This window comes from Aquiflexum sp., from assembly GCF_041749095.1.
Classification (GTDB): domain Bacteria; phylum Bacteroidota; class Bacteroidia; order Cytophagales; family Cyclobacteriaceae; genus Aquiflexum.
The window spans coordinates 1-23,001 of record NZ_JBGTCA010000031.1; the positions used below are offsets into that span (position 1 = coordinate 1).

15 protein-coding genes are annotated in these 23,001 nt (G+C 39.6%); 1 reads left to right on the forward strand and 14 read right to left on the reverse strand.

Annotated elements, in window-relative coordinates; genetic code table 11:
• Positions 1 to 36 precede the first annotated feature (36 nt).
• The 7 genes from ACEW8O_RS02310 to ACEW8O_RS02340 form a co-directional block, all read right to left on the reverse strand.
• Positions 37 to 2,451 carry an FtsX-like permease family protein gene (locus ACEW8O_RS02310; protein WP_373493008.1) on the reverse strand — a complete coding sequence of 805 codons (2,415 nt, stop codon included), beginning with the start codon at positions 2,449 to 2,451 and terminating at the stop codon, positions 37 to 39.
• A 502-nt stretch (positions 2,452 to 2,953) separates the two neighbouring features.
• A complete protein-coding gene (locus ACEW8O_RS02315) occupies positions 2,954 to 5,335 on the reverse strand; it encodes an ABC transporter permease (RefSeq protein ID WP_373493009.1) in 2,382 nt (793 codons plus the stop codon).
• A 174-nt stretch (positions 5,336 to 5,509) separates the two neighbouring features.
• Entirely contained in the window at positions 5,510 to 7,897 is a 2,388-nt protein-coding gene (locus ACEW8O_RS02320; protein ID WP_373493010.1) for an ABC transporter permease, read from the reverse strand.
• A gap of 920 nt (positions 7,898 to 8,817) precedes the next feature.
• A complete protein-coding gene (gene tnpA / locus ACEW8O_RS02325) occupies positions 8,818 to 9,285 on the reverse strand; it encodes an IS200/IS605 family transposase (RefSeq protein WP_373493011.1) in 468 nt (155 codons plus the stop codon).
• A 469-nt stretch (positions 9,286 to 9,754) separates the two neighbouring features.
• Positions 9,755 to 11,191 (reverse strand): prolyl oligopeptidase family serine peptidase, encoded by a 1,437-nt coding sequence (locus ACEW8O_RS02330; RefSeq protein WP_373493012.1) that lies wholly within the window; start codon positions 11,189 to 11,191, stop codon positions 9,755 to 9,757.
• A gap of 557 nt (positions 11,192 to 11,748) precedes the next feature.
• Positions 11,749 to 12,201, reverse strand: a complete 453-nt coding sequence (locus ACEW8O_RS02335) for a DUF1569 domain-containing protein (RefSeq protein WP_373493013.1) — start codon at positions 12,199 to 12,201, stop codon at positions 11,749 to 11,751.
• A gap of 597 nt (positions 12,202 to 12,798) precedes the next feature.
• A complete protein-coding gene (locus tag ACEW8O_RS02340; protein ID WP_373493014.1) occupies positions 12,799 to 14,106 on the reverse strand; it encodes a DUF2254 domain-containing protein in 1,308 nt (435 codons plus the stop codon).
• A 267-nt stretch (positions 14,107 to 14,373) separates the two neighbouring features.
• Here ACEW8O_RS02340 and ACEW8O_RS02345 point away from each other — a divergent pair, with 267 nt between their 5' ends.
• A complete protein-coding gene (locus tag ACEW8O_RS02345; RefSeq protein WP_373493015.1) occupies positions 14,374 to 15,474 on the forward strand; it encodes an alanine racemase in 1,101 nt (366 codons plus the stop codon).
• 48 nt (positions 15,475 to 15,522) lie between these two features.
• Here the strand turns inward: ACEW8O_RS02345 and ACEW8O_RS02350 are convergent, their stop codons facing one another.
• From ACEW8O_RS02350 to ACEW8O_RS02380, 7 genes are all read right to left on the reverse strand, one after another.
• Positions 15,523 to 15,987: a hypothetical protein gene (locus ACEW8O_RS02350; RefSeq protein ID WP_373493016.1), complete on the reverse strand. Its 465-nt coding sequence runs from the start codon at positions 15,985 to 15,987 to the stop codon at positions 15,523 to 15,525.
• Between the two features lie 19 nt (positions 15,988 to 16,006).
• The gene (locus ACEW8O_RS02355; RefSeq protein WP_373493017.1) at positions 16,007 to 16,837 is read right to left on the reverse strand and encodes a DUF2490 domain-containing protein; all 831 of its coding nucleotides are present in this window, start codon (positions 16,835 to 16,837) and stop codon (positions 16,007 to 16,009) included.
• Positions 16,838 to 16,849: 12 nt separating this feature from the next.
• The gene (locus ACEW8O_RS02360; RefSeq protein WP_373493018.1) at positions 16,850 to 18,802 is read right to left on the reverse strand and encodes a hypothetical protein; all 1,953 of its coding nucleotides are present in this window, start codon (positions 18,800 to 18,802) and stop codon (positions 16,850 to 16,852) included.
• A 375-nt stretch (positions 18,803 to 19,177) separates the two neighbouring features.
• Positions 19,178 to 20,566, reverse strand: coding sequence for an arginine decarboxylase (locus ACEW8O_RS02365; protein WP_373493019.1), 1,389 nt, complete (start codon positions 20,564 to 20,566; stop codon positions 19,178 to 19,180).
• A gap of 130 nt (positions 20,567 to 20,696) precedes the next feature.
• Positions 20,697 to 21,182, reverse strand: coding sequence for a hypothetical protein (locus tag ACEW8O_RS02370; protein WP_373493020.1), 486 nt, complete (start codon positions 21,180 to 21,182; stop codon positions 20,697 to 20,699).
• A gap of 194 nt (positions 21,183 to 21,376) precedes the next feature.
• The gene (locus ACEW8O_RS02375) at positions 21,377 to 22,663 is read right to left on the reverse strand and encodes a D-alanyl-D-alanine carboxypeptidase (protein WP_373493021.1); all 1,287 of its coding nucleotides are present in this window, start codon (positions 22,661 to 22,663) and stop codon (positions 21,377 to 21,379) included.
• Positions 22,660 to 23,001: alpha/beta hydrolase family protein (locus ACEW8O_RS02380; RefSeq protein ID WP_373493022.1), on the reverse strand; the 342-nt coding region annotated here is incomplete at its 5' end. The genes ACEW8O_RS02375 and ACEW8O_RS02380, both read right to left, overlap by 4 nt.

Below are 23,001 nucleotides of genomic sequence, written 5' to 3' on the forward strand. Positions count from 1 at the left end.
GCTCTTACCTTCATCCCTTATCCTTCATCCTTTTACTCATTCGCTTTTCAATATCTCCGCCGGATTGGTCTTGGCCACTCCAAGGGAATGGAATCCGACTACAAGGAGAGCCAATATCAGGACTCCAAATCCTACTCCCGCAAACATCAGATAGGGCATATCAATGCGATAGGCAAATTCCTGCAACCACATATTGCTGAAGTAATAGGCAGGGTAAAAAGCCAATCCAAATGAAATCAACACTAACCAAAAATACTGCGTGGAGATCAATCCGATAAGCTGCAAAACTCCAGCTCCAAGTACTTTCCGGATGCTTATTTCTTTGGTTCTTTGTGCAATGGTGAAGGAAGAAAGTCCAAATAGACCCAATATTGAAATCAAAATGGCCATTCCGGAGGCAAAGCCCAATACACCCTGAATCTTGCGGTCTTCTTCATAAAATTGGGCCAATTGCTCATCCATGAAACTGAATGAAACTGTTTCCTGAGGATACATTTCCTTGTATTGATTCTCCAACCTTTCTTTGGCGAAAGCCAGGTTTTGCTTACCTGATACTTTGGCAATCATCATATGAAAGTAATCCGGATTAAAAGTCAGCACCATAGGCATGATTTCTTCCTTCAAACTTGATGCATTAAAATTTTCCAGGACACCAACTATTGTTTTGGAACTTCCTCCAAAAGTAACTATGGTACCTACAGCTTCGGAAGGATTGCTGAAACCTGCTTCTCTAAGGAATTTACGGTTGACCAATAATTCATCTTGCTGATTATGGGCTTTTCTTCCGTCCAATAATTTGATCTGATGGACATCCACAAATGCCGAATCCACATTCATGGTGTGGACGAACAGCATGGATTCACTTGTATCCTTGGTAATATAAAGGTCTGATGTCCACATGCTGTTGGAAGAAACCAACACCCCACTAAGACTCACTCCTTGTACAAAACTTTCGTTTCTCAATCTATCCGCTAGCGTTTCCCTGGTATCTCTATCTCCCCTAAATGGGAGATTGGTATATAGCACAGCATCCTTTTCAAAACCCAAAGGCTGGGAACTGATATATTTCAATTGGGAGGTCAGCACCGTGACCAGAATGATAAATGCAATGGATGCGGAAAATTGGAGCACAGTAAGATTTTTTCTCAAAAATACCCCCAAAGAAAACCCATGGACATAATGTATCTCACCTTTTAGGGCTTTTTGAGGCTGATATCTTGCCAATACCAAAGCCGGATATAGCCCTGACACAAAAGTAAGCAACAACATCAAACCGAAAAGAAACACAAGACTCAAACTGTTGATATAGGAAGGTTCAAAACCTTGTGGAAGGTAATCCTGGAAATATTTCGTGATCAGGTCTGCGAATAAAACAGCGAAAAACCCTGCGATAAATACAATGGCAAAAGTTTCACTTAGAAACTGAAAAATCAATTGCCTCCGCTGACTGCCCAAAGTTTTTCTGATACCAACTTCTTTGGCCCTGTTGATGGCCTGGGCGGTCTCCAGATTGATAAAATTCAGGCAAGCCAACAATAAAATAATGATACCGATGTAAATCAGCCCATCCAACATGGCTTGAGAAACTGCTGTATCATCATAATTTTCATTGAAATGGATATTGGCCAAGGGCTCGGCAAGAAAATAAGTACTGGAATTGTCCTCACCCCTATAGTGTTTTTCGGAAATGCTTTTCAATCCTTCATCAATATCTGATTGGGTGGCATGTACAGCCGACAACACAAATAGCTGACTGGAAGTATTGAAATTGCCCCAACTTTGAAGACCATACCAATTTTCTTTTTCTTTTTTGTTGATGGTACTGAAAGAGATGAAATCCTGAAAAAAGAAATCCGTTCTCTCCTCATAATCTTTGACCACACCTTTTACCTGTGCCATGATGGAATCATTGGCATCTATCCATAAAATTTCCTTGCCCAAAACATCGTGTGGTGCCAATCCCGGAAAATATTTTTCCATACTGGCTACAGTAATCACCGCTGAACCGGGTTCCTCCAAGGCAGTAACCGGATCACCTGCCAACCATTCTCTTTGGAAAATCTGCATAAAACCGGGATCTGCAAAGGCCACCTTATTGCTTCGACCAAGCTGCCGGTTTTGCCCCGGTATCGACACCATAGTTTCATGCAGGGTATAAAATCGGCCCTTGCCGGAAATATTGGCGAGTTCTTGGTCGATCACTTCACCTAATGGCCCGGGTATGGCAGGAGATTGATTTGGGATGCCCGGTTCCCATTCCATGCTGGAATTGATCCTAAAAATCCTGTCGGCATTGGTATGAAATTTATCAAAGTCATGGGCAAAATACACCACATTGAAAACCAGTAAACAAACAGCCATTCCTAAAGATAGACCCAACACATGGACCAAAGTCCGGAGTTTGTTCCGCTTGATATTTCTGATGGCGATGATAAGGTAGTTTTTTAGCATGGTTTTATTATTGGAAGTTGGAAGTCCGATGTCGGATGAAGAGACAGGTGTCCAGAGTGGAAAGAAGACGGAAGATCCATACATCTTGGCAGGGTAATCACCGATGACGTTCGTCCTAAATAAGATTTTTCATGTTTTTTTTTAACTCTTTCTTTGACATTCTTTATCGTCCGTGCCTACGGCACTTTAAATTATCATCCTTATTCCCTACCAATGACAGATATTCATATTGATGGTTTAGAACTATAAATAGCATTCAATTCTTTAAAGGACTTTGCCTTGTCACCTCGATCCCCCCGATAGCTAACGGGGCTATCGTGGAGAGAGGTCTATGGCCTGATGTCATTACCAATTCTGAACATTTTAATAATGTTGGGGACTCGCAATGACGCACCACCTTCATCCCTCATCCTTTCTTCAATCCTTCAACCCACTCGGTCTCAATTCTTAAATCTTAAATCTAAGATCTTAAATCTAAAATTTTCCCCCCTCATCCTTCAAATCACTCGCTTTTCAAAGACTCCACCGGATTGGACCAAGCGGCCTGAACAGAACGGTAGCCTACTGTCAATAAAGCAATCAGGGCAACGAATACGATAGAAAACGCATACAAGTCCCAGGAAATCTCAATCTTGGAAGCGTAATCCTGCAGCCATTTATTCATCAGGAACGTGGCCAAGGGTGCCGCCAAAACAAAAGCAGTGAGCAGCAAGACCAGGTATTCTTTGGAGAACATCCCTAGAACCTGTGCCGAACTAGCGCCCAATACTTTTCTGACTCCTATTTCCTTGACCTTCATGGCAGCCATAAAAGACACCAATCCATACAAACCTATGCAGCCTACGAGCACAGCTATCAGGGAGAAGATCAAAAACAAGAGGGTCAATTTTTCCTCTGCCTCGTAAAACTGCGCTATTCTTTCATCAAGGAAAATGTACTCAAATGTAAACTCAGGATACAATCCAGCAAATATTTTTTCTGCCTCAGCTAACACCAGGTTGGCATTTGCACCGCTGATTTTCATACCCACAGTGCTGAACAAATGTTGGTTGTTATAAATGACCATTGGTTCCAATTCTGATTTGAGTGATCGGGCATAAAAATCCCTTACCACTCCTGTCACCGGTGCATCAATGCCACCTATCTTAATATAAGTGCCCACCATGTCCTCCGGGTTAACGAATCCTGCTTTTTTGGCAAATGCCTCTGTTGCCAGAAATCGGGTGACGGTATCTTCTTTGATCAGGTTTTCCCCCGTCAATAAATCCAGGCCATACGTATCAATAAAATATTCATCTCCGGGCTTAATATACACCGTGTACTCCTCACCGCTTTCCACCATAATGGCATTGGTCGAAGAGGTGGAGGTGGAAGCAGGTTCTGTAAAGGACAGGGAAACGGTTTCCATGCCGTTCAGATTTCTAAGTCTTTCGGCAAGCAAGGTCGATTTTTCTGCATTCCTTTCAGGTATGGAAAAAGAAACTACTGCCTCCTTTTGAAATCCCAGATCAGCAGACCTCAGGTGGCGCATCTGCATGACTAACACCATTGTACCGATGATAAAGAACTGGGTAATCATAAACTGAAATACCACCAAACCTTTTCTCAATACATAGGAACTGCTGTTTTTGGTCTGAAATTGATTTTTGATCGCGGAGACCGGATTGAGTTTGCTAAGATTGAAAGAAGGATAAAATCCGGCAGTCAGACTCACCAACAACCATAGCCCAAGGACAATCGCTACTCCCGAAGGTGTCTGGAAAACGGCAAAATCTGCTTTGGCGCCCAAGAAATCATTGAGGTACTTGAGTGCAACATTGCTAATCACTAAAGAGGTGAAAATTGCAAAAAGACAGATCAAACCTGTTTCACTTAAGAACTGGTAAACGATATGTCTTCTATTTCCTCCAAATACCTTTCTTAAACCCACTTCTTTAGACCTTTTGCCGGATAGTGCCGTACTCAGGTTGATAAAATTGATGCTGGCGGTCAGCAGGAGAAAAAGAGCCACCATCACCAAGGAGTGAAGAACCGTGTATGAAGTGCTCTTGTAAGTGAAATTGCTATAGCGTTCATTAAACTGCAAATCAGATAAGGGCTGCAACCAATGGGTTCGATTTGTCTTGTTTTTATCCCCTAGGTATTTGTCCACAAATGTGGGAATTCCCGCTTCTATCCTTGATTTGGCCTCAGGATCTGAGATGGCCAGGTACAATTGGTCATCACTGTAAATGCTAAACCATCCTCCCGATTCTCTGCTTTCACGGAGATTTTCGTAAGACATCAAAATATGAAATGGGAAATGGGTGTTGTCGGGAAAATCTTCCATCACCGCAGTGACGGCGAATACATCTCCTTTTTGAAACTGAAAGGTTTTGCCGATCGCTTCCTCCGTACCGAATAATTTCTCAGCCTGGCTTTTGGATATTACAGCCTGATTTGATGCATTTAAAATCCCGTTTGAGTTTCCCTTTAATATCTTTCTTTCAAAGAACTCAAAAAAATCATCCGTAGTGTAAGCAACATCATTTTCCAAAAAATGATTTTCCTGTTCCCCTTCACTGACCGCAAGCAAACCATTGTGTCCACCTGAAATCAGCACTGAAGCATCTATTCCAGCAAAATCCTGTACAAAAGCCTCCTTAAGAACAGCAGGCACTCCTGGAGTATAAAATTCTCTTGCACCCTCGAAAGAATCCGTCACCAACCTGTAAGTATGGTCAGCATGCGGATGGAAGTTATCAAAACTTTTCAAATGTGCGACCAAAGCAAAAACCAACATGCAGGCACTGATGCCAAGGCTTAGTCCAAAAACATTTACCGCAGCATACACCTTTCTCTTTAAGAGGTTTCTCCAGGCAATAAGCAGATAATTGTATAGCATATTTTTTCTTTACATTAATTTTTAAAAATTCCGGGAATAAAAACAATCATTCCGGACCAATACACCTTTGCCAATACCTATGCCAAGTGAAAATGTCCATAACGGCCTGTATCGGCTCTGATTCAGGAATAATTGCCATTTGCTGCGAACATTATTGTTCGTGGGCGAACGAAATCATTCACTTCTAAGAGATTTTGTGGGATTGGAAGAAATGGTTTTTTGGGCGTGCAGCCAAATAATCAGAAACAGCAAAGATCCCAACCCAAATAACATTAAACCGAAATTTTGCCATGGCATGTTGATCCGGTATGCAAATCCCTTGAGCCATTCATGACCAACATACCATGACACTGGGATTGCTATTGCCAAAGCCAATAAAACAGGCCATGCAAATTCCAACAACAATACCTTCAAAACCTGCATTGAGGAAGCACCAAACACCCTTCGGATTCCGATTTCTTTGGTCTTGCGCATGGAATTAAATGTGGCCAAACCTACTACACCGATGATCGCCGTGATGAAACAAATTAATGAAAATATGATGACCAATCTGGAAATCACGATTTCTGATTTGTATAGATTGGCAAAAGTTTCATCCTGAAACCAATATTTCATGGTGAAATCGGGTTCAATAGCATGATAAGCACCTTGAATAACTTCCATTGCCCTCATGGTGGTACCGGGTGCGTATTTGACATAGATGGCCGTCACATTCTCAATTGGTTTCCTATAAATGATAACCGGCTCAATGGATTCTTTCAGGGAATTGGTATGGAAATCATTGACCACCCCTATGATTTCACAGTTGATATAATCATACAATCGGATGGTGGCCCCTACCGGCTGGCTTAGCCCCATCATCTTTGCCGTACTTTCTGATATGATAGCCTCAGTGGCCAATGAATCTTTGGTTACTTTTTCACTGATAAAACCTCTTCCTTCTGTAACTTCAAGACCGAGAAGGTCAGGAAAGTCATACCTGCTTCCAATGACCTGGAAAGAAATCTGTGTATCAGGGGATTTACCAGGCCAATCAACCAAAATAGTCCCGGCACCTACTTCCAAAGGATTGGCATCAGAAGCACTTACTTTTTCAATCTCCCCGTATTTCAGCAATTCATTTTTAAAGGGTTCAAAGTTTTTGAGGAGCTTGAAAGTGGGTTCCAACCTGATCATATTTTCGCGGTCAAATCCAAGATTCTTGGTCTGCATAAAATCCAATTGGTAATAAATGACACTGCTGAACAAAATGATGCCGATGGAAATGGCCAATTGGAAGGCGATCAACATCTTCCGAATATTCAATGAACCGGAATTCACCTGTACCAAGCCCTTGAGAATCTTCGCTGTTCGAAGAGATGACAACACAAATGCTGGATAAGCACCGGAAAGCACCGTCAAAACCAAAAGAAATCCCAAGATAAACAGGACGGATTTAAGGTCGGCAAGCTGCCAAATACTGATCTGATCATCTACCAATTGGTTGAATCCGGGCAATATCAGCCATGTCAGGAGAAATCCCAGCCCAAGAGCCAGAAAAACCATGAAATAGGACTCACATAAAAACTGGAAAATCAGATTGGCCCTATCAGCACCAACGGCCTTTTTGACACCGATCTCCTTCCATCTCAGGGAAGCCCTCGCAGTGGTGAGGTTGACAAAATTCGTGATGGCGACTAAAATTATCAAAAAACCTATCAAACCAAATTGGATGATTTGGTCAATGCGTCCGCCGCTGTTTAGGCCATTTTCATAATTACTGTTGAGATACCATTTGGAAAATGAAACTGCTTCATAAACCAGGCCATAAGACTGATTGCCTTCGCCGATTACCTTTGTGTCATTCAGTTTTTCAGATAGCAAAGGAGCATTGGTCCCGGAACTTGATTTGAGGTAAACATCAAAGAAATTGCCGGACAATTGTTCCTCATTGATGCCCCATTGGTTTTGGAGCATCTGCATGGGCAATGCAAAATCAAACTTGATGGATGATTGGTTGGGAATATCCTGAAAAACTGCGGCTACCACCACCTCTTTATTGCGATCAATCATAATGGTCTTGCCAACCGGGTCATCTGAACCATACAGGATTGAAGCCATATTTTCCGAAATGGCGATTGAAGCAGGATTTTTCAATGGTTCTTGTCCACCTTTTAAAATAGGAAAACTAAAGGTCTGGAACAGGTTCTCGCTGGCATAAACCCCATTCAAATACACACATTCATCGACTTCCCTATCCGGCCAAAAGCACAGTTCATGCGGCCACCTGTTTCCGGTGGAAATATGCGTTGCTGCCTCCACTTCGGGAACACCTGAAACATCCATATTATAACCTGCCATAAAATAGGTCTGTTTGGCACCATCCGCATCTCTATGGGTGATCACTTTATACAACCTGTCCGAATCCGAATGGAATTTATCATAAGACCATTGGTGGTGTCCCCATAGAAAAATCAATAAGGAACAGGCAATAGCAATGGATAGACCCATCAAAGTCAACAGTGAATGTCCCGGAAACCGGCTAAAATTTCTAACAAAAATCTTCAAGTAATTCAAAATCATATCGGTGAGGTAAAAGGTTGATCCTGTGGTTTGGGAATAACTTGGGCATAGTTAAAAGATTAAAATCTCAAGTTAATATTCCGTAACCTTCTCTTTGCCAATACCCATGCCAAGTGAAAATGGTCGTATTAGCACAAAACAGGCTTAGGTCAGGGAAAAAAGGATTTTGTTGTGAACAATATTGTCCGTGGGCGGACGAAAGTAGAGGCGGATTAGATCCTATATTTTTTTTAAAAATCATAGTTGAGTAAAAGGATTATCTCATGCAATTCAGAAAATTTGAATTGTATTGGTAATACTCGCTCGTTTTTGCTATAAACATCTGACCCTTTCAGGGTCGGCTCCCGATGTAACATGGTCTTCAAACAAGTCTCAATCGAAAATCTGACCAATTATCCTGAAGGGATAAAATGTTTATAGTTATTTTAAATACTTGCTAAAACGTCGACCCAGAATGGGTCGTATCACTATTTTACGAAGCTTCTATTCGACCTCTTCGATATCGTTGGTCTAAACTCCATCTTTCTTTCTCTAAACAGATGACCCTTTCAGGGTCGGCTGTCCTGTTGTAAGTCTTTCATATAGTCATATAGGGAGTTCTGTCCAATTATCCTGAAGGATAAAATGTTTATAGTTGATTAAACAAATGCTAAATCGTCGACCCAGAATGAGTAGTATCACTATTTCATTTCAGCAAAGCTTTTATTCGACCCCTTCGAGGTCGTTGGTTTACTCTCCATCTTTCTTTCTATAAACATATGACCCATTCTGGGTCGGTAAACAGTGGTGAAAGATCTTCGTTAAAGCCCAATTGTAAACCTGACCTATTATCCTGAAGGGATAACATGTTTATAGATAATAAAATACTTGCAAAACAGGTCAACTCTGATAGGGTCGCATAAACTTTTGCCTAACAAGAATCAATCATCTTCAATCCAATCAAACAAATATTCATCTTTATACTCGATCTGGAATCTTTTTAAAAACGCAATATATTCTTCCTTAAAGGTGATTTTTTTATGATGCTCCTTTTGATTATTGATGTAGGCAATTACTTTGTCCAAAGCTGAGTGGGAATAAGAAAATGCCCCGTATCCATCCTGCCATTTGAATTTGTATTTGGTAAACCTTTTTTCGTTGACGAATTTATTTGATGCTTTTTTAACCTCCATTACCAAATCAGAAAGACGACAAGAAGGTTTCATTCCAATAAGGATATGGATATGATCAGGCATTCCGTTAATTGCCAAAAGTTTTTGATCCTTATTTTTAAAAACCCCCGTAATATATTTGTATAATTCTTCTTCCCAATTGCTTTGAATTAGGGAATTCCTTCCTTGAACAGCAAATACTACCTGAATATAGATTTTTGAGAAAGTTCCTACCATCTGTTTAATGTTTTAAGGTTCAGAATAATTTGATTTATTCAAATTTAACCAATTCACGAAAACCATAAAATCCCCTGTTCAGGGTATTTTTATGCATAAATTGTCAGTAATCATAAAAGAAAAGAGAAAGAATGCTTGTTTTTTGGCAGCTCAGATTCGACCCCTTCGGGGTCGATGTTCCATATACATTTATTTTCACTATAAACATGTGACCCTTTCAGGGTCGTTTCACAATGATTTCAAGTTTTTCAACAAGTCTCAATCGAAAATTTGGCTAATTATCCCGAAGGGATAACATGTTTATAGAAAATAAAATAAATGCAATACAGGTCGACCCTGAAGGGGTCGCATAATCTTTTATCTAACAATAATCAATCATCTTCAATCCAATCAAAAAAATATTCATCTTTATACTCACCTTTTTTCATTGACGAATTTATTTGATGCTTTTTTAACTTTCATTAGCAAATCAGAAAGGCGACACGGAAGGTTTCATTTCATCCCTCTTCTGTGCAAAAAGCCATTCCAGTACACCCGGTGTATCCTCAATTATTTCCCAGCCATGGCCTCCTTTTGGAGACTCAGTGTAGCGGGGATCGCCTCCGGCTTTTCGGATGGCTTCAATCACGGCTCTTGAACCGCTTACCGGCACGTTTCTGTCTTTTGCTCCATGGAAAGCCCATATAGCAACATCCACCATATTCGGAGCAAGATTAGGATCACCTTCTCCTGCAAAAGGGATTGCGGCGGCAAACTTTTCCGGATGTGTTCCAATTAAGTGCCAGGCCCCATATCCTCCCAGCGAATGGCCTGCAACAAAAAGTCTGTTTTCGTCAATGGCAAACTCATCCGTCAGAGAACCCATTGTCTCAAAAACCAATTCATCTATCGCAGGTAAATTGGGAAGACCTCCCCAGGAAGATCCGGGAGGGCATTGGGGAACAAAAACGAAAGCAGGATATTTCTCCCTGTTTTCCATTCTGGATAGCATCCTGGCAAAAAGGGATCCATCGAATTGTCTGAAATTATCCGTACCATAGCCTGCCCCTCCATGCAGGCATACTACCATTGGATACTGTTTGTCGGGATCGTAATCCAATGGTAGAAGCAAGCGATAAAGCAAGGTGTCTCCTTCACTGTTAATAAAACTCCTTGCTTCAAAGGGTTTGGCCATAGCCTTCGTGCTGGGAGATGCATACGTACTCCAATGGCTTTGTAAGCCTACCATAACACCAAATACCAATATTAACAACACATTTACTCCGCCCAAACCAGTTAGTGGCTCTGAATATTTATATGGGCAGGATGTCTCAGGATTTGATTTTGATGCCTTTAGTTCAGTATAAAAAACTATGATCAATGGAATAAATTCCAAGCTTGCTGCCAATGAAATCCATTGGGTCAATTGGATGATTGCACTATTGGGCGGTCCTGGCAGGGTATTCAGACTCAGGTTCAAAACATAGGCCGAGAAGACCCCTACGATCAAAATTAAAATCCCCATTGCCCTTAGCCATGGATTTTTTCCTGCTTTGGAAAAAACCAGGCTTATACCAAATAATAAACCTGCGCCAAGTGAAAGAATATAAATCGGGATATAATAGTCCTGTAATTGTTTCAGCATTGCCTGCAAGAGAAAATAGAAAAAGACATTTTGTAATAGCCCAAATATAACAACCATCAATCCTGTCACAAATGCAAATTTGTACGCTTTATGTTGAAAGTATTTCAGCATGAATATGGATCCGATCAATGCAGTTCCTATAAGGACCAACAACCAATTACCAAAAGAATGCAGGTTGTGCAAATGGAAATTAATCTGAAAAAAAACAATGCTAGTAAATAAAGCAGCAATCACAAACAGTCCAAGAAAAAAGATCCCAAAGAAATAAAAGTCCCGATTCATAGTTTTTGATATAAGTTTCCGGTGACAGTTTGTTTCATCTACCATTGATGAGAGCAAAACAAACAGCTTGTAATCAACAAGATAGTTGATTTTTCAAATACCTACAAACCTATATATTTTCAGGTGTTCCGGTGGCTGCATCAAAGATGACATCTAATCTATTCAGAGCTTCTCTATAATCTGCCTCTGTTATTATCAATTTTATGTTCATAGATCATGTTTGCATCAATCCCACCGAAAAACTCGGGTTCATTCGACCCTTTTAGGGTCGCTGGTTAGAAAACAATCATTTTTTCTATAAACATATGACCCTTTCAGGGTCGGCTCTCGATGTTTGAAAGTCTTTCAACAAGTCTCAATTGTGTTCTGGCCGATTATCCTGAAGGGATAACATGTTTATAGATAATAAATTACATGCAAAACAGGCCGACCCAGAATGGGTCGTATCACTATTTCAACGAAGCTTCTATTCGACCTCTTCTAGGTCGTTGGCCCACACACTTTCATTATTTCTATTTGACCCTTTCAAGGTCGGATTGAAGGTAATTTTTCTATGATCAATAGCTACCAAACTGCTTTAAATGGTGATCAAGATGCTTATAAATCATCCTTGACCATTCATTACGGTTGAGGTTCCCGAAGAATGGATGTGGGAATAACTGATCTTGCCTTTTTACTTTCTCGAGATAATTCAATAAATCCACTTTTTCCAATTCAATATCAGTCAGTAAAAAATCATTGGTTGCCACATTCATTTCCTTTGGTGTCATTGCTCCTTTAGGCCAGGGTAGATTTGAAAAAATCAACCACTTTCCCAATCCTGTTCGCATCAAAAAAAGACCTTGGGGCTTAGAGGTAATTTCACCCAGTGCCAGTTTTAATTGTGCAGTGCAATGAACAAGCATTTGCTGCAGGTTCATTTTGCCCCATTGTCTGGGACTTGTAGCTGAAAGTCCCATTATCCTTTTTCTGATTGCTGCATAATCTGCTTCATTTAGGATGGTTTTCATAAAGGTTTTGCTTTATTGGTGTGTAAGTCAGTTTGATTTTGTTGGGTATTTATGATGGCAAGACCCTCTTAGTTGGATAGTTATTATTTAATGAAGTCAAGTTTATGGAGCGTTAAAACTTGAAATTATAGGCATTTTGCAGGCAGGTCTTGTCTTCCCGATACTCCGGGCAAGCTATGATTCTTGATTCTTAAGCCTAGCCAGATGTCTCTCCCGTACAGCTGTCGGGATCGACATGACAAGGAGAAGTCTATGTAAATAGTTTAGGTATTAAATTATCAAAGCATCATTATGTGTCTTGAATTTCGCTTTATCTTCAAGGTTCCCCAATACCCAGGGCAGGCTTTGGTTCTTGAATCTTGGTTCCCCGTGCCGATAGCTATCGGTACGGGGCAGGCTTTGGTTCTTGAATCTTGTACCATGTCTCTCGCATCTCGGTTCTCGCTTCTTGATTCTTGGTTCCCCGATACTCGGGGCAGGCTTTGTTTCTTGGTTCTAGTCTCTCGCATTTCGCTTCCCGCCTCTCGATTCTTTCTTGGCTCTTGTTTCTTGGCTCTTGACACTGTCTCACGCATCTCGCCTCTCACTTCCCTCTCCCTATTTCCCCAATATTTTATCCGCTCTTCTTTTGAGATCCTCAAAGTCATTTTTTTCTTTAATATCTCTCTTCCCCAAGTTCAAAACCATCTCAGCATGTTTGAGAACTGCTTTTCGGTGGCTTTCTTTCTTTGTAAATCCAATAATGGTTACCAAAGCTTCCATCAACCTGATAATGACTGCTGTGCTTCCTGCGGAAAACTGCCTTATTTGGTTGAATGAAGCATCTAGAACCCCCTCAAAATCCAAAGTATCCGCTATTATTCTGAGATAACCCTCTTCATCAAATCGATATTTCAGAGGAAATTCAGCCTCAGCTAAATAGCACATGGTCGAAGTAAGGTGATCGATACAAACTATTGCAGTAAAGGGGTCATTAACTCCAGAAGAAAGGGCTCTTGCAGCGATTTCCACCATCTGATATATAGAATATTCAAGGTCTTGTTGTGGTGTTTTGGTCTTGCCAATGACAAACTGATCTACCAAGCTTTCCAACGCTTTTTCCTCCAAATTTTTGTTTGAGTAAAGCATTCCAATTTCCATACCTTTTACCAAATAACTACCCGGACGATAATTCAACTCAAATAGCGCATTTTGGTCAACTACCACCTCTATCAAAGAATCACCATCGATATATTGAAAATAACCGCTTTTGGGTGATTTTATAGATGTGTGCATTTTATAAGCTGAAATAGCTGAAACAGCATCAATGTCAAGTCCTTCTTTTTCTTCTCCCATTTTTTCGGGAAATAGTGAATTTACCTGTTCCGCGATAAATTCCGAAATCTCAGAAATCACTTTGTCTGCCTGAATGCTGATTGCAATTTGATGGATAAATACGATGAGCAAAATGATGTTTGCCATCGCGGCTAAAATAGCTGCAAGAATAGAAATGGATGGAATGAAATTATGATCGTTACTGTCTCTAACAGCATTCAAAACAAGTAGGCAATATAAGTAAGTAGATACATAAGACCCCAGAACAACCTGATTGAGCTTTACATACATAAAGTTTTTGATAAGTCTTGGCCCAAACTGAGAAGAGGCCAAGGTCAATGCCACAAGAGTTACAGAAAAAACAGTTCCCGCCACACCGATCATAGCACCTGATATGGTGGACAATATACTACGTGCAGAATCTGAACTATTTACTAAAAAAAAGCGAATCCAGCCTTCATGTGAAATGTCAATTATGCTATCCAAATAGACCAAACCGATGGATAAGAAAATCGAAAAGGCTATAATCAATACCGGCAAAAACCAAAAAGTTGCCAATAATTCTTTTAAATAAAACAGCGGTTTTTTCATAATTCAAAAATGTGGTCAGATAAAGTTAACAACTTGCTTTTATGCACAATTGTCAAACTATACAAAACTCCTTGTTTTCAACAATATAGTCCATATTTAATTAATTACCTTCAATCATGGTCAATTCAAAACAAATAAAATCACAGGCAATTTAGTTGGAATATAATTTTGGAAATGCACTTAGGCCATAATCCCTAATTCTGGCTTTTATATTATTAAATCTATTTTTCCTAAATTCAACCTTCAAACCATTCTAATTTTATTTCGATGTCATACTTATCCCAAATCACCTCACCTACCCTGTTATTGGACGAAAAAATCTGTAGGAACAACCTGAAAAAAATGGCTTTGAAGGCCAAATTCCAGGGAAAGAAACTTGTACCGCATTTTAAGACAGCGCAGTCCCATTTGGTGGGGGAATGGGCAAAGGAGTATGGCATCACGGAAATCACCGTTTCATCCATCAAAATGGCTGAATACTTTTGTGGACATGGCTGGGAAAATATCCACATTGCTTTTCCCTTCAATCCCTTAGAAACCAAAAAGCTCAGTGAGCTGGCCAAAAACCAATCCCTATCCGTACAGCTGATCAATGAAGCTGTCACAGAAAAGCTAGCCAATGAACTCGTTTACCCCGTAGGTTTTTTTATAGAAATCGATGCAGGATATGGGAGAACGGGCGTGGAAGTTTCGGATTTCGGGCTGATCGAAGCCATTTTGAGAAGGGCAAAAAGCACGGATAAACTCAGATTCAAAGGGTTTTACCTTCATCCCGGACATACATACTATACCGAGGACAAGGTTAAAATCTATGAAGAAAGCCTTGCTGCCCTCAACATGCTCAAAAACAAATACCGCACTGAATACCCAAAAATGAACACCAGGATCGGTGATACCCCGGGCTGTGCTGTGGTCGAAGATTTCGGGGATGTGGATGAAATCGGTCCTGGCAACTTTGTTTTCTATGACCTGATGCAGGTCAATATTGGCAGTTGTCAAAAGGAAGATGTGGCGGTAGCACTGGCTGTACCCGTGGTGGACATCAAAAAAGGGAGAAAAGAAATCCTTATCCACGGCGGTGGGGTTCATTTGGCCAAAGACGTACTGACCGAACCCGATGGCAGTAAAAACTTCGGGGAAGTGGTGATCTTGAATGAAAACGGATGGACTGTTCCCGCCGACCGTTCTTACCTGAAAAGTATTTCCCAGGAACATGGTTTGGTAAAGGCTTCTGATGAACTTCTTGCCCAAGTGAAAGTGGGAGATCTATTGGGTATTCTTCCGGTTCATAGCTGTATGACTGCGGATTGTATGAAAAGCTATATGACATTGAATGGTATGTGGGTGGACCATACTGAAGGAATATAAAAACAACGCAACTGTCCGCTTCCTTGCCGGCCAATGTAAGAAGGTATTTTAATTCACGAAATAAACCATACTTATTTTAAAAAGTAGGTCGTTCCTTCCTCCTTGATATCTGATTTCGGGATTGATTCCGATTTCATCACTCAGTTTGATCATACCACCTCCTCCAACATTTAAAGAGTGAAAGGCTTCTCTCCCTTTTGGATTGAACTCAAAAATCCGGGTGTAGTGCCCATATCCAAGCAATCCGTACCATTGCCTCTCTTTCTCGGAATAGTAGTATCTGGCATTGATATCAAAACCTCTGGCATTGCCAGTAGCAGGAATAAAAAACGTAAATGAAGGAGCTACAGAAAAGTAATTTAAAGGAAAATACTCGCCGGTAAAATTCATTCCGAAAAAACCTTTATCCACTCCCATTTCATAACCATGCATTACACGTATTTGCTCTTTATATTGACCGTAAGAAGCAGTGGATATTATCAAAAACGCAGCTATCAATACTATTTTATCCATCTTTATTTTTTAACAAAATTTAGAATGCAAAGTCTCTGGTTATTGGCCTTCTTCTATCTCTGAAATCAATTGTGTACATCACATTAAGCCTGATAATATGTCTGTTTCTATAGGTTCCCGGTATAGCTGAAGGACCATAAGTCCACATATGGCCTCCAAAAAACATGTAATTGTTATAGGTATAGCCGATGGCTGTATATAACCTGTTTTCTTCAAAAATATTCCAGACTTGATTTCCTGTCTCAAAGAAAAACTCATTGGATGGCGCTATGAAGAAGGTGTGATTCTCCATCTTTGGTTTATTGAGGGGCACGTATGCTGTGATTTTATACCTCCACCTATCAGTATAATTAAATTCAGCACCTACATTATTGCTTCTCTTAAATCTATGCTCAAATCTGAACTGGTGTAAAATTTTCACCGATCCTACTCCTTGGGTAAGTAGCCATTGGTGCCAAAATCTAGGCTCTAAGACGGAATCTACATATTCCTGGCTTCCCCTATCAGGGGCAAAATTCCATACTAATGTTGGACCAAATGTGACTTCAAAATTGTCCGTAAACAGATAGGTAAACCCAAACCTATTGTAGAGCTGACCCATCCTTCTGATAAAATCTGACCTATTGTCGATACTGCTCCTCCTACGATAGTGATTCTCCTGATACCACCACCATTTTTCGGTCATCCTCAATTTGAGGTAAAGTCCATTCCAGTTTTCCGTTGTAGCCGGTAAGCTTATTTTCTCTTGCGGCACCACAATTGGCTGTTGTCCCTGAGCAAATGTGCTTTCAGAACAATACCTAATGCAAAGCCATAAAAATAGACAAATCCCGCCTTTTCTAAATTTCATTAATCCCTAAACTTAAAATTCCAACATTGATTCAATCTTACTCACTGATAGTCTTCGATTGATTTTTCTTTCTTCTCTTCGGGTGTCTGCTTCTCTTAGTTCTCCCATTCGTTCGAAGTATCTGTCTATTTTTGACACCCAATTTTTAATTTGAGTGTAATCTTTTTCATTTATCAGTTGCTCAACATAGTGCTCAAATACTATTTCAGCACTTTCATAAAGTTTAGGTTTAGCCCTTTGGTCATACCTGGTATAGGTGAAGGGATTGAAAGTCTCTTCCATATAAAACTCATCCAATCTTTGTTCCCGCTCACTGATTTTGCTCAAAGATTCATATTTGCTTTCCATTTCATCCAAAAGGTCAAGCATTACTTTTGCTGTTTCTTTTTTCTGGTCAAAATTCTCCTCCTTGGCATATTTTTCATTGAGCTGATTAAAATTGGTTTCAAGAATATTGTCATGAACGGCACGTAGAATTTGACGTGTCATTTGATCAAAATCCTGGATTTCTGTAAACTTCTCATCAAGTTCGTCTTTTCTATCCCTCATCTGTCCTTCAATACCTCTGAGATCATCATCTCTTTCAATTCTTGTCAATGATCCATCTACATAAGATTTTATCTCTGATGTTTTGGTACCGATCTGCGCAATGTACCCTGACAGGGCTGTATAAAAACTTTCTTCAATATTACCCACATTATATTCCAATTCTTTGGTGTAGGTACTATCCTCAAAGGTGTAAGAGATCACATCTTTTTCTCTAAGAAATGGTAATTCTTCACTTGCCAAATACTGGAGGTCGTAAAATTGGATTTCTTTGGTGCGGAATAGATTCATGATTTCAGCGAATTCTGTCAGTTTTTCCAGTTGAAATTGGAAAAAATCATAAGCATAAGAAAGTGAATCAGATTTTTGTCTGTTCAATCTCAAAGCATTTCTTTCCGCATAGTCTCTTACTGTGGACATAAGCACATCAAATTTGCCTGGAAGCTCCTCCACTACCCGTTGCTCACCTCTAGTCAATTCGAAGACAAACCTCCTGGTGTGGACCGGATAATCTATCAACTCTCCATTTGGGTTTACAAATTTGGCATCATAGCGTAGGATGTTCGTTAAAAATATATTTATAAATTGATTACCTGCTCTTTGAACAGCAAACTGATCAGAGCCTGACAAAAAACCATCATTAAATTGAATACCAAACCGGTCTTCCGAAATCCGGAAACCCTTGTTTTCCCCTGCATTTACAGCATTAAGCTTTCTGATCGTTTGAAAAAACACAGACTCCTCAATCATGCTGTCTGTCTCAAGGTTCCTCTTTACCACCCCCAATAAAAACCCATTTTCATATTTCCTCACCTCTGACACTAGAATATCATCCGCTCTGTACACAAAAGTCCATTCACCATTCATAAACCCTTCTTTATTGAGTTCACCCTTAATAAAATGGGTTTTCCCCTCCACAAATGATTTGTATTGGAACTTGCCTTCTATATCTCCATTACGGAACCTAACATCGTCTGCTTGTGACTTTGGAGAAAGCGTTCCATTTAGGTATTCATTCTCTATATACACCCATTTGCCATGGGGCACACCGCTTTGATATTCTGCAGTTAAACTGATTTGTTCACTACTCAGGTCATAATCTAAATTGAATTCTACCACATCCTGGAGCTCTATCCTATGCAATTCATCCTGATACTCCCAATGTCCTGTTTTTAAATCTTGCTCGTAAAACCCAATCACATCTGTCTTATAAAAAATAGTTTTGTCCTCAATGTCCCTTTCTTTTCGGATAAACTTGAACTCGCCTTGCTTAATGATGGCATCACCTTCTCCTTTTATAAAATCAAAGGTTCCAACACCTTTGAGTCCATTAAAAGTGTATTCTCCATCATAGGTTTCTTGAGCCCATACAAAAAATGAAAAAGAATAGAGAATAGTAAACCAAAGTATTTTTTTCATGTAATCGATTAATTTTCAGATAAAGAAGTATATCTCAAAGAGATTTTAATTATCAGATTTTAATTCTGAAACACACTTGTTTGCAAATCCAGATACTTTCTTTAGAAAACAAAAATGCGAATTATGAAATAAATTATCGAATTTTATTCAATTAAGCATTTATGTCAGTTCTCCCTGTTAAGGTTTTTTAAAACAAAGCCGCGAAGTCACATAACCTTTTAGTGTAAAGAAAATATAAAGAGCATAATGATACAAGGAGACCAATTTTAAAACCTAAGGTGAGATAATTCATTACAAAGGAACGATTAATATAGCTTTTTCATGCCTAATGGTTCAAAAAAAAAGCTTCTTTTGTAATCAACCCTTTTATAAAGATCAATATCCCAAAGTCTTCATCATGCTTTCGGAATTCTGTTCCGGTGCAAATAGCCAGTGTTTGATACTGCCATCAGTGTCCCTGTCTATGATGACATGCTTGGGCGCAGGAATCAGACAGTGTTGTATCCCTCCATAGCCTCCAAGTGATTCCTGATAAGCCCCTGTATGGAAGAATCCAATATATTGTTTTCTGCCTTCCTCGATTTTTGGCAGGTAAATATTGAATTGATGGGCTTCGGAATTGTAATAATCCATACTGTCACAGGTCAGACCGCCAAGGTTGATGTTATGATATTCCTCGTCCCAGTTGTTTACGGCCAGCATAATGTATTTTTGGTTCAATCCCCAACTATCAGGCAATTGGGTGATAAAGCTGCCGTCAATCATATACCAGAGTTCCTTGTCATTCTGCAGCTTTTCATCCAATATGGAATACAGCACTGCACCACTTTCGCCTACTGTGAAGCTTCCGAATTCGGTAAAGATATTGGGCTCTTCCGTATGGTTTTTAGCACACATCCATTTGATGTTTTTGACGATCTGTTCAGCCATATATTGATAGTCATAGTCAAAAAACACATTGGTCTTGATAGGCCAGCCACCTCCGATATCCATGGTATCTAAAGTTGGGGCTACTTTTTTCAGATCCACATATTTTTGGATAAAGCGGGTCAGTTCAGACCAATAGTAAGCGGTATCCCTGATACCTGAATTCAAAAAGAAATGCAGCATTTTTAGGCTGACATTGGGATTGTCTTTGATCTTTTCTTCATACAGCTTGATGATGTCATTGTACCTCACGCCCAATCTCGATGTATAGAAACCAAACTTGGGTTCTTCATCCGCTGCAATCCTGATACCAACCTGAAAGGGAACTTTCACATGCTCAAGATAATAATCGATCTCACTGAGATTATCCAATACAGGCACGCAATTCACAAATCCATCATTGAGCAGCTCGGTGATGTATTGCTTGTACAACTGTCTTTTGAAACCGTTACAAACGATATAGGTCTGTTTTGTGATTTTGCCCTTCTCATATAGACTTCTGACCAAGGGAATGTCAAAGGTAGAAGAGGTCTCGATATGGATATCGTTTTTCAGCGCCTCATCCAACACAAAACTAAAATGGGAAGACTTGGTACAGTAGCAATAAGTATAATTTCCTTTATAATTATGTTTCTGAATGGCATTGCCAAAATAGGTTTTCGCATTTTGTATGTTTTCCGAAATCTTGGGCAGGTAGGTCATTTTCAATGGCGTACCGTATTCTTTGATGATTTCCATCAAATTGACTCCGTTGAAGTGGAGTTCGTTATTATTTACATGAAATTCTTTAGTGGGAAAATCAAAGGTCTGTTGAATGAGATCAGTGTATTTATTCATTATAATTGTTGATTTAAAGCTTGAAAACCAACTACAAAACTTGCTTTTAATATTGGGAATTCAAACGAAAAAAGGGGAAAATCCAAATGGAATCTCCCCTTTTCAGTAAGAATTAATTTTATGATTATGTTTATGCGAAAAGCTCCATTCGAAGAAGTTGCTCTTCTTTGGCAAAAGCTTTTTGATTTGCAATTGACTTTTTCAAAATCTGTTTGAACCTGATTTCATCTGATACAAACCTGAAAATCTTGGTCAGGTAGCTGTTGACTGCCATTTCATCAGAGACATAATATTTCAAAGAATACCGGGACAATTCCTTTTCAGATTCAAGGATTACACCCTCTTCCTGCCCCAAACTGATCAATCCATTGAATAGCCCTTTGACAGCTTGGAATTCTTCTGAAAGTTCAAAATAGATGACCTGGAAACTCTTTTTGGCCTCGGGAAAGTTAGGGAAGTTAAAAGAAGCCGTCTCAAGCACATTCACCATTCCGCAGCTTTCCATAATTTCCAATGGGTTCAATCCTTTGGTATTGGCACCTTCTTTTTTGGTGATTTTCTGGAATGCAAATGATTCATTTGCTGCGATTTGAGTGGATAATGAATGTAAGTTCATGACAATAATATTTAAATGACTGATCCAAAAGTAAGAGATGGTTTTTTAATTTCCTAATTACCCTATAATTTTTATAGGGTTTTGATAAAAAATTTTTCAACCAATATTTTATTTTAATATCCGCTATCGCACGAAGTATGAAATAGTCACAACTTTGTCATGGCTGCGATTAAGCTGAAATCCTGTAGAAATCCCTAATACCTTTCATGTATCTCCGTCATGATCCTTACCATTTCATTTCTTACTTCTGAGTTGGGGCGGACAAAATTATTGTTCATAAAGACATATCTATACCCTCTTCCTTTTCTGGTCTCAAGCCACCCGCTTTGTAGATGCATATATTTCAGGGAACCGGTTTTTGCCCAAACAAAGGGTTTACCATTATCAGTTTGATAGGCTGTCCTAAGTGTGCCACTTACTCCACCTTCAGGCAATAATGATTTAAGTCTACCCTTATCCCCGATTTTCTTTTCTATGAGATTCAACACTTCCAAGACTGTACTTGGGGTGAACAGATTAAACCTTGACAATCCGGAACCATCTTCCCAAACAGGCGGATTTTTGAATTCTTTATAATGGTTTTCCAAACCAAACTCAATGGTTGTTTTTACATTCAAGGTGTCTGATATCATTCCGGAACACATCAACAGAATCTGCTCTGCTATAAAATTATCACTGGGAAGCATCATATGCCTGTAAAGACTGTCGGAAGGAATACTGAAATATATATTTGTCTCTGAAGGTTTTTTCTTCATTATTAAATTCACTTCTTTTTTTAAAGTATCCTCTAGCAAAATCCGTGTCACCTGCAGGTCCATGGGAAAAGGTACGGTACTTTGGAAATCACCTGGAATTGTCATCTTCGGATATACCAATTCCTTTCCTGATTTTGACCGGTTAATATTGAATCTTGTTGAAATGATAGTCGAGTCTTGGACAACATATCTGGAAATTGGTTCTGGAAAAACAAACAAACCTAATGTGGTGTCGGATTTAATGGTCGCAAGATTTCCGTACATCGGAAAATAACTTAAATCTGATCTCCAATAACTTGGTTCAAATTCCAGGTCAGGTTCATTTGCCATAAAAATCTGATGTGGAGTATTGGCTAAAAAATCATAAGTTCTACGGTTGTCCAATTTTGGATGAAGAAATGATGGATCACCTGTTCCCCATATGATTAAGGAATCCCCTTCAATCCGATATTTGAAAGCTGGAATTGAATCCCCCAATATGTTGAGGGCTGTATATAAAGTCAATAATTTGGTGTTGGAAGCGGGTACAAAATGGATGTCCTGATGTTGCGCATAAACAATTTTACCGGTTTCTTCCTGAAGAATAAATCCGACAAAATGTTCCTGCATGATCTCAGATTCCATAAACATTTTGCGCACCTTTCTTTCTGTCAGCTTTTGGGCTTCAGATTGGGCAGTGATTGCGAAAAGTAAAATTATCAAAATCGAAAAAGCCTTTTTCATCATGGGTTAAGTTGTTTTTTCAAAAATTCAACTGTAGCCCTATTGACCTTGACCAGGTTTGTATGCTTCATCCAATGATGGGAATCATCCGGTATGATCAGGTATTCGTAGGGCATTTTTCTTTCCTCAAACCTCCTGATCAGATCAACAGTTTGGCTGACCTGAACATTGCGGTCATCATCTCCATGGATAAACAGCACAGGTGATTTCCAGGTATTCAAATAGGCAAGTGGTGAAGAATACCAAGCTGTTGTCATAGCCTTATCAAAATCAGGTGCTTTTTCATAGCCCTCGGGCATCTGAAGTCTGCTTGAAAGTTCGTGAACACCATGAATATCCAC

Excerpts from the sequence above, each read along its gene's own strand:
- ACEW8O_RS02370 (WP_373493020.1), bottom strand. The coding sequence starts at position 21,182 with ATGAACTTACATTCATTATCCACTCAAATCGCAGCAAATGAATCATTT.
- ACEW8O_RS02335 (WP_373493013.1), bottom strand. The coding sequence starts at position 12,201 with ATGAAAACCATCCTAAATGAAGCAGATTATGCAGCAATCAGAAAAAGG.
- ACEW8O_RS02365 (WP_373493019.1), bottom strand. The coding sequence starts at position 20,566 with ATGAATAAATACACTGATCTCATTCAACAGACCTTTGATTTTCCCACT.
- ACEW8O_RS02340 (WP_373493014.1), bottom strand. The coding sequence starts at position 14,106 with ATGAAAAAACCGCTGTTTTATTTAAAAGAATTATTGGCAACTTTTTGG.
- ACEW8O_RS02375 (WP_373493021.1), bottom strand. The coding sequence starts at position 22,663 with ATGATGAAAAAGGCTTTTTCGATTTTGATAATTTTACTTTTCGCAATC.
- ACEW8O_RS02360 (WP_373493018.1), bottom strand. The coding sequence starts at position 18,802 with ATGAAAAAAATACTTTGGTTTACTATTCTCTATTCTTTTTCATTTTTT.
- ACEW8O_RS02310 (WP_373493008.1), bottom strand. The coding sequence starts at position 2,451 with ATGCTAAAAAACTACCTTATCATCGCCATCAGAAATATCAAGCGGAAC.
- tnpA (WP_373493011.1), bottom strand. The coding sequence starts at position 9,285 with ATGGTAGGAACTTTCTCAAAAATCTATATTCAGGTAGTATTTGCTGTT.
- ACEW8O_RS02330 (WP_373493012.1), bottom strand. The coding sequence starts at position 11,191 with ATGAATCGGGACTTTTATTTCTTTGGGATCTTTTTTCTTGGACTGTTT.
- ACEW8O_RS02315 (WP_373493009.1), bottom strand. The coding sequence starts at position 5,335 with ATGCTATACAATTATCTGCTTATTGCCTGGAGAAACCTCTTAAAGAGA.
- ACEW8O_RS02345 (WP_373493015.1), top strand. The coding sequence starts at position 14,374 with ATGTCATACTTATCCCAAATCACCTCACCTACCCTGTTATTGGACGAA.
- ACEW8O_RS02355 (WP_373493017.1), bottom strand. The coding sequence starts at position 16,837 with ATGAAATTTAGAAAAGGCGGGATTTGTCTATTTTTATGGCTTTGCATT.
- ACEW8O_RS02320 (WP_373493010.1), bottom strand. The coding sequence starts at position 7,897 with ATGATTTTGAATTACTTGAAGATTTTTGTTAGAAATTTTAGCCGGTTT.
- ACEW8O_RS02350 (WP_373493016.1), bottom strand. The coding sequence starts at position 15,987 with ATGGATAAAATAGTATTGATAGCTGCGTTTTTGATAATATCCACTGCT.